Source organism: Mycobacterium sp. (assembly GCF_039583805.1).
Classification (GTDB): domain Bacteria; phylum Actinomycetota; class Actinomycetes; order Mycobacteriales; family Mycobacteriaceae; genus Mycobacterium.
Genome location: NZ_JAVKSH010000012.1, coordinates 1 through 7,178, shown reverse-complemented (window position 1 = coordinate 7,178; position 7,178 = coordinate 1). Strand labels below are relative to the sequence as shown.

Annotated in this window: 8 protein-coding genes and 1 pseudogene; 5 read left to right on the top strand and 4 right to left on the bottom strand. The window is 67.6% G+C overall.

From position 1 onward, the window contains the following. The first annotated feature begins 194 nt into the window (after positions 1 to 194). The 4 genes from ABDW21_RS02725 (at position 195) to ABDW21_RS02710 (ending at position 3,544) form a co-directional block, all read left to right on the top strand. Entirely contained in the window at positions 195 to 1,358 is a 1,164-nt protein-coding gene (locus ABDW21_RS02725; protein WP_343599206.1) for an LLM class flavin-dependent oxidoreductase, read from the top strand. A gap of 132 nt (positions 1,359 to 1,490) precedes the next feature. Continuing rightward, positions 1,491 to 1,871: a hypothetical protein gene (locus tag ABDW21_RS02720; RefSeq protein ID WP_343599205.1), complete on the top strand. Its 381-nt coding sequence runs from the start codon at positions 1,491 to 1,493 to the stop codon at positions 1,869 to 1,871. 47 nt (positions 1,872 to 1,918) lie between these two features. Then, positions 1,919 to 2,944 (top strand): NADP-dependent oxidoreductase, encoded by a 1,026-nt coding sequence (locus ABDW21_RS02715; RefSeq protein WP_343599203.1) that lies wholly within the window; start codon positions 1,919 to 1,921, stop codon positions 2,942 to 2,944. A gap of 261 nt (positions 2,945 to 3,205) precedes the next feature. Next, positions 3,206 to 3,544, top strand: coding sequence for a hemophore-related protein (locus ABDW21_RS02710; protein ID WP_343599201.1), 339 nt, complete (start codon positions 3,206 to 3,208; stop codon positions 3,542 to 3,544). Positions 3,545 to 3,631: 87 nt separating this feature from the next. On the opposite strand, the gene ABDW21_RS02705 is transcribed toward ABDW21_RS02710, so the two are convergent. The 4 genes and pseudogenes from ABDW21_RS02705 to ABDW21_RS02690 form a co-directional block, all read right to left on the bottom strand. Further along, a complete protein-coding gene (locus ABDW21_RS02705) occupies positions 3,632 to 4,435 on the bottom strand; it encodes a DUF2470 domain-containing protein (protein ID WP_343599199.1) in 804 nt (267 codons plus the stop codon). A 53-nt stretch (positions 4,436 to 4,488) separates the two neighbouring features. Next, positions 4,489 to 5,046, bottom strand: a complete 558-nt coding sequence (locus ABDW21_RS02700) for an FKBP-type peptidyl-prolyl cis-trans isomerase (protein ID WP_343710030.1) — start codon at positions 5,044 to 5,046, stop codon at positions 4,489 to 4,491. 269 nt (positions 5,047 to 5,315) lie between these two features. Next, positions 5,316 to 5,750: pseudogene (locus tag ABDW21_RS02695) on the bottom strand (type II toxin-antitoxin system VapC family toxin). Beyond that, the gene (locus ABDW21_RS02690) at positions 5,747 to 6,001 is read right to left on the bottom strand and encodes an antitoxin (protein ID WP_343599195.1); all 255 of its coding nucleotides are present in this window, start codon (positions 5,999 to 6,001) and stop codon (positions 5,747 to 5,749) included. The pseudogene ABDW21_RS02695 and the gene ABDW21_RS02690 overlap by 4 nt, the downstream one beginning before the upstream one ends. Before the next feature lie 758 nt (positions 6,002 to 6,759). Here ABDW21_RS02690 and ABDW21_RS02685 point away from each other — a divergent pair. After that, the coding region (locus tag ABDW21_RS02685; RefSeq protein WP_343710029.1) for a cellulose-binding domain-containing protein at positions 6,760 to 7,178 on the top strand (419 nt) is incomplete at its 3' end.

The window sequence follows — 7,178 nt, the reverse complement described above, 5'->3', positions numbered from 1 at the left end:
GCGGCGGACCCGGCGGAGGCGGCGGCAGCATCCCCGGCGGCCCCACCGGCAGCGGCGGACCCGGCGGAGGCGGCGGCTGCATCCCGGGCGTGGGCTGCGGCGGCTGGCCGTGACCGCGCACCATCGCTGAGCACGTCTATACGATCGCCGGCGGCGGGGTTAAGGTCGGGCAAGTCGATCGCAAGGGGATGCCCATGGCCGGGCTCAGGTTTGGATACTTCATTGCCCCATTCCATCGCGCCGGCACCAACCCGACGCTCGCTCTTCAACGCGACCTGGAGTTCGTCGAACATCTCGACACTCTGGGCTTCGATGAGGCGTGGATCGGTGAGCATCACTCGGCGGGCAGCGAAATCATCAGCTCCCCGGAGATCTTCATCGCCGCCGCCGCGGAGCGAACCACGCGGATCCGGCTCGGCACCGGGGTGATCTCGCTTGCTTACCACAACCCACTCTGGGTCGCCGACCGGCTGATGCTGCTGGATCACCTCACCCACGGTCGGGTGATCGGCGGCGTCGGGCCGGGCTCGCTGCCCACCGATTCCGCGATGATAGGCCTGAACCCGACCGACACCCGCGAACTGCTGGAAACCAACCTCGACATCCTCGTGCGCCTGCTGGCGGGGGAGACCGTCAGCGCCAAGACCGCCACCCACGAACTGTTCGACGCCCGCCTGCAGCTTGCGGCCTACTCCCAGGGCGGCATCCCGCTCGCGGTCGCCGCGGTCGCGTCGCCGACCGGAGCTCGCCTGGCCGGCAAACACGGAATCGGCCTGCTGTCCATCGGCGCGACGCTGACGATCGAGGGATTCGACGCGCTCGGCCACCACTGGAGCATCGTCGAAGAGCGTGCAGCGGCCTTCGGAAGGCAGGCCGATCGCGCCGACTGGACGCTTGTCGGGCCGTTCCATGTCGCCGAAACCGACGAGCAGGCGCGCACCGACGTCAAGTTCGGCATCGAGCCGTGGTTCCGCTACTTCCAGAAGGTGGCGGCATTCCCGCAGATGACGATGGCGGGGGACCGGCTCGACGAGATGATCGACCACATCAACGAAGCCGGCGCCGGCGTCATCGGCACACCCGAACGCGCCCGGGCACAGGTGCAGCGGCTGTGGGATCAGTCCGGCGGCTTCGGCTGCCTGCTGCAGATGGGCCACGAGTGGGCCAATCCGGCAGCGACGAAGCGGTCCGCCGAGTTGTTCGCCGCCGAGGTGATGCCACACTTCCAGGGGCAGGCGCAGCCCACCCTCGATGCCGCCGCGCGGGCCAGCGAAGTGCGCGACGACCTGGCGCAGACCCAACTGCAGGCCATCGACCACATGACCAAGAAATACCAGGACGAAATCAGCCGGGCATAGTCGGCGAAACTGACTGTGCCACCAGGTGGTAACGATGCCTGCAATCGCCGCAGCGGGCCGGCCGGATCCTGGTTGCCGCAATCGTCGCAGGGCTGACCGCGGCGATGAGCGAGCCGCACTAGAGTGGTCGCCATGACGACTCCGTCATACCTGTGGGGCGACGGATGGGACAGCCCGCCGCGCCGTCTGTACAGGCGGGACCAGGTGCTCAGCCGCAGACAGGCGCGCCGCATGAGCCGTCGCTTCGCGGGCGTCGGCGTGGGCATCGCGGCGGTCCGCCTGCAGGAACTGGCGGCGGGCGCGCCCGTCGCAGGCGACGAGTTGGCGGACGTGAATTTCGCCGTTGTCGCGAGTGAGATGCAGCGCGCGGAGCGTCTGGCCAGGTTCCAGCGCAACAGACGCCGCTGCGTCGAGTACCTGCTCGTGGCGGGCCTGGTTCTGGCATCGTTGAACCTGCTGTTCTGCCTGGCTTACCTCTTCGTCAGCCTGGCCCTCCACGATGCACCGTTCTGAACGGCTGCGGCCGCGACATCGTCTGCGCGTCCCGTAGTTTCGACATCATGCAGCATCCGATGAACCGTCAGATCGTGCTGCGGCACCGCCCCGCCGGGTTGCTCGGGCCGGCCGACACCGAGCTGGTCGTCGCGCCGGCACCCGAGCCGGCCGAGGGCGAGGCGCTGCTGCGCACCACCTACGTGGGCATCGACGCCGCCGCCCGGACCTGGCTCAACGACCAGCCCGGCTACCTCCCGCCGGTGCAGCTCGGCGAGGTCATCCGGGCCGCCGGGATCGGCGAAGTTGTCGCGTCGCGCTGCGACGCCTACACCGTCGGCGATGTCGTCACCACGCTGACGGGCTTTCAGGAGTACGTCATCGTCCGCGACGACGTGTTCAGCACTCCCGTCCCCGGCAAAGCCACAGTCGACCAGTTGGCGGTGATGTCGGTGTACGGCCCGACCGGTGCCACCGCCTATTTCGGAATGACCGACATCGGCCGGCCGCAGCCGGGGGAGACGGTGGTCGTGTCGGCCGCCGCAGGCGCCACCGGATCGGTTGCCGGGCAGATCGCCAAGATCGCCGGGGCCCGCGTGGTGGGGGTCGCCGGCGGGCCGGAGAAGTGCCGCGTGGTCGTCGAGGAATTCGGTTTCGACGCGTGCATCGACTACAAGCACGCTGACCTGGTGGCGGCTCTGAAAACGCACTGCCCGCACGGTGTCGACGTGTACTTCGACAACGTGGGCGGGCCGATCCTGGATGCGGTGCTGGGGCGCATCGCCGCCAATGGGCGGGTGGTGCTGTGCGACGTCATCTCCAGCTACGTCAGCGGGGAGCACCCCGGGCCGGCGAACTATGTGAACCTGCTGTCCAAAACGGCTCTCATGCAGGGGTTCAACACGCTCGGTCAGTGGGGTCGGTTCGACGAGGCTTTCGGCGCCTTGCGCCGATGGGAGGAGCAAGGCCGACTCGCGCACCGGGAGCACATCGTCGAGGGGGTCGAGTCGTGCGTCGACGCCCTCAACGGGCTGTTCACCGGGGCCAACATCGGCAAGAGTCTGGTCAAGGTCAGCGAGCCCGCATCCGCCTGAACCGGCGCAGCCACTATCGGCAGGGCATCGAGGCCACCGGCGCCGATGCGTCGCCGCCGGCGCGTCGGGCCTGCTGCGCGCGGTACCTCAGCGGCGTCATGGGCAGACGTGAGATCAGCGTCTGGAACCCCGGTGCGCCTCCGACAGGAGGTCGCCGCAATCTGCGGGTTTTGTCTGCGGCAGGCGCCGCGCCGCGCTTCCGCTAAACTGGAAGGGTCGCCGCCGTCCGGTCGGTGGCTCACGAGTTTGGAAGGTATCCACATGCCCTCGCTGTCGTTGACCAAGCTGGCCCTTGCGGCCGGCGGGCTGGCGTTGTCGTTGACCGCCGGAGTCGGCGTCGCGTCCGCCGATCCCGATCTGACTCCGATAATCAACACCACCTGCACCTACCCGCAGGCCATGGCGGCGTTGAACGCCCAAGATCCGGCCATCGCCTCGCGGTTCAGCTCGTCACCACTCGCGCAGTCGTGGTTGCGCTCGTTCCTGTCCGCCCCGCCCGATCAACGCGAACGGATGATCCAACAGCTTCGCAGCATGCCGGAGTCTCAGCAGTACACGGGTTTGGTGTTGCAGGTGGCCAACACCTGCAACAACTACTGAGCTGCTGGAACGGGCGATCGATCAAGGCCTCGATTTCACCGTCGAGACCTCCCCCGCCGGTAACACGGCGCTTCATCGGCCCGGCGATTATGGGCGCGACTCCGCGGCGCGGGCCAAGTCCGCTGCCGCCGAACGCAACTGATCAGCCGAATCCAGCCGCTCCGGAAAGCCGACCCGTGTGTAGGCCACCCCGCGTGGAGTGTGCACCCGTAGGTCCAGGCCGTAGCGGTCGACACCGGTACACACCGCGGTGTCGGTGTCGGGATAGCCGCCGAACGCCCGGGCCATCGCCGCCAGGGCGTCAGCGTGGCCGGCGTTGAGGTGTACCAGGGCCCGGGCCGAGGCCGGCGCGACCGGATCCGGCGACGCTGCGGCGTACTGGTCGCCGGTGGCCGAGTCCATCCGGCCGTATCCACCGACCCACCGGACCCGCCGAACTCTGAGCACCCAGACGGTGAAGTCGCTGAAGTCGAGGTAGTACCGGGCGGCGGGCACCGCGGTCAGGTAGGCCGCCCGAGCCGCGTCCCGTTCGCCGGCCGTGGGCGCGCTGGCCCTACCGGCCAACGTGATGCGGCTGCCGGCCAGCGGGTCGGCGTCGCTGCTCGCCGCCACGATCGCCAGGCTGGCCCTGGGGTCGCCGGCCAGGTTACGGCCGTGCTCGGCCAGGTTCGAGACGCACAGCACCGGCATCCCGTGCAGCAGTCCGTACGCCACGAACGACGCCCAGGGATCGCCCTCGGCGGTCAGGGTGGCCAGCGTGGCCGCATTGGTGGCGGCGGCGATTGTGCGCGCCTGCTCCGCCGCGGACGGACGCGCAGAATTCACCGGCGGGACCAGCGGCGGCGGCGCAGACGGCGCATCCCCGGGATCGCCGTGATCTCGAACCGCCACATCGGCGAGGCTACTGCAGGCCCAGCGCCCACGCTCGGCGCGCTGATCGCGACTCAGGTGGAGGCGCTGAGGATCTTGATCGCGAAGATGAGCGTATCGCCCGGCCGGATTCCAGCGCTGGGCTGACCGTTGGGGTAGCCATCCGCGGAGGTCATTGCGACGGCGACCGTGGACCCGACCTGCTGCCCCGCGATGGCCTTCTGGAAGCCCGGCACGACTCCGCCGAGCGGGAAGTCGACCGGGGTGCCCCGTTCGTAGCTGCTGTCGAACACCGACCCGTCACGTCCGTCCACGCCCAGATAGCAGACCGAAACCCGGGCTGTGCCCGGGACCACCGGCCCCTCTCCGGCGTGCAGCGTGTGCACCTGGGTCTGGGTCACGCTGAACGGGGGCGTCACGGTGACGCGCGGAGCTGTCGTATCCGTGGGTCCGGTGACCGCGATGCTGCCTGTGGTCCCGGCCAGGGTCCAGTCCGGGGGTCCACCGTTCGCCGGCGCTGCGGTGGGGCACGAGCCGGCCGCGGTTGCCGTGCCCGATGCAGCGAGCGTCAGCACGGTTGCCGCGATGCAGACCGCGAGCGCGACGGAGGAAAACACTCGGAAGGATTTCACGGCCGTCACGCTACAGCCACTCGTTGCGCCTCGTGCCGGGCGGCTGCGGTTGACGCTTGTCCCGCGGGTGGGATGTCCGCATGTCGGGCAAGCGTCAGAAGTGCAACCGTCTAAGCGTCACTTGCATCACTCGATGCTGGCGTGTCAAGGGACATGAGGATCTGCCCAGTGGCGGCGGCCAGCTGCTCAACTGCCACACCGTGATGTGAGGAGGATGCAACACCGGCAAGGCCGTAACTGCCGGTCCGTCGAAGGCGGATGACAGCGGATTACAGCAATGCGTCAGGGCGATGCCACCGCACGTCGGGGAACCGTCCGAAGTCGCTGTCGTAGGACACCACGCCGCCGCGGTGCTCGACGGCCAACGCGGCCAGGTGGGCATCATTGACCAGGTTGGCCCCCGCGCCAACCACTGTGAGCATCCTGCCCAGGATCTCGGCGTGACGCGGGGTGGGCTCGACCGCGACCGCTGTCGGCGCACCCAGCCAATCGACGACCTACCTCACCGCTGCTTCCGGCGACAGCGGTGAGGGAAACAATCCGTGACGAGTAACCAGCCGCACGAATGCCAGTAGCGGGACCCAGGCCAACCCCACAGCATCAGCCCCCGACAGCGCTCCGTCCAACCACCTCCGGGAGGCCTCATGATGATCGCTCGCGGTATTCACCGCGTAAAGAAGCACGTTGGCGTCGACGATCTTCATGCACGCCGCCGTTGACGGCGGATCAGTTCTTCGTCTTCGAGGCCGGCCGCGACCTGCAGCGCCCGATCAAGATTGATCCCCGGCACGCCAAGATCGGCTGTGCGAGTAGCGAATGCGCCCATTCGGGGACGCTGAGCCGCAGCATCGCGCACTGCATCGTTCAGCGCTGTCTTGAACGAGACGTGTTGTTGTTTCATGCGCTTGCGCAACAGTTGCACCACATCGTCGTCAAGAGTGACTGTGGTACGCACGTTTGACAGCATAGCATCAAGATCGGCGATGGTCTGCTGTCAATGTCGATGTCGAGACCGCCCGGCTGTCGGCTCCAGCCCGCCGGCCGCCGAGTTGATTCGGCACTGCGCATCGTCCTGGATCTCCAGGTGGTCGGGCTGGCACGTTCGTCGGGGGTTGTCGCCCTGGGTAAGTCCCCCGGGGTGACGGGTCCGCGCACCGAACGTGAAGCCATTGCGAAAATCAGGACCGAATCTCGCTACTGTTTCACGTTCGGTGAGCGCGGGGTGGGCACGGTCCGATCCCACGCCGCACCGGTCGCACCTACCTCGAGAGTCAGCACCGGAAAACCGGTGTCACGATGACCGCCTCACGGTGAGCGGCAGGTGGTCCATGCGGCCTCTGTGACCCGGGTCGACAGGCTATCGCTTACCGGTAACCCGCCATATCCGATTCCACCGTATTCCTGCCCGTGCGGTCACCGTGGAGCGGTGAGCGGCGCTGACGGGGGAGTGCGGTCGATGTTGCGAGACCAGCCGGACGCTCCCAAGGGGGGTGCGCGAGACCGCTCGTTTGCCGGCGGCTGAACGACTCCGCGCCCCGGATGAGGCCAGCATTCTGGCTTTCCCCGTCCGCAGTCCGCGTTCGGCCGGGCCGGTTCATAGTTCAGGGTGGATCGAGGCCAAAATTTCATGACGGTTTCAGTTGAGCAAAGGTACTGCAGCGTACCCGCGATGCGACGGCCGAGCCCGCCTGTTTGGCTTTAGTGTCGGCTGCTATGGCCGGACTGGACGGTTACGTGAAGCGCTGGCGCACAGCGCTTCACGTAACCGTGTCGGCATTGATAGTTGCCATCCTCGGACTCGCCATCACCCCCGGAGCTCATGCGGCTGCGGCCACGGCGACGTTGTCGGTGACATCGACGTGGCAGACCGGTTTCATCGCCCACTTCACCATCACCAACTCGAGCACGGTGCCGCTAACCGATTGGAAGCTTGAATTCGACTTGCCGATGGGAGAATCCGTCTCGCACACGTGGAATAGCACCCTTGCACACTCTGGCACGCACTATGTTCTCGCCCCCGCGAATTGGAATCGCATCATTGCACCGGGCGGTTCAGCCACAGGTGGTCTAAGAGGCGTGCTGACCGGTTCCTACTCGCCCCCGTCGAATTGTCTTCTCAACGGGCAATATTC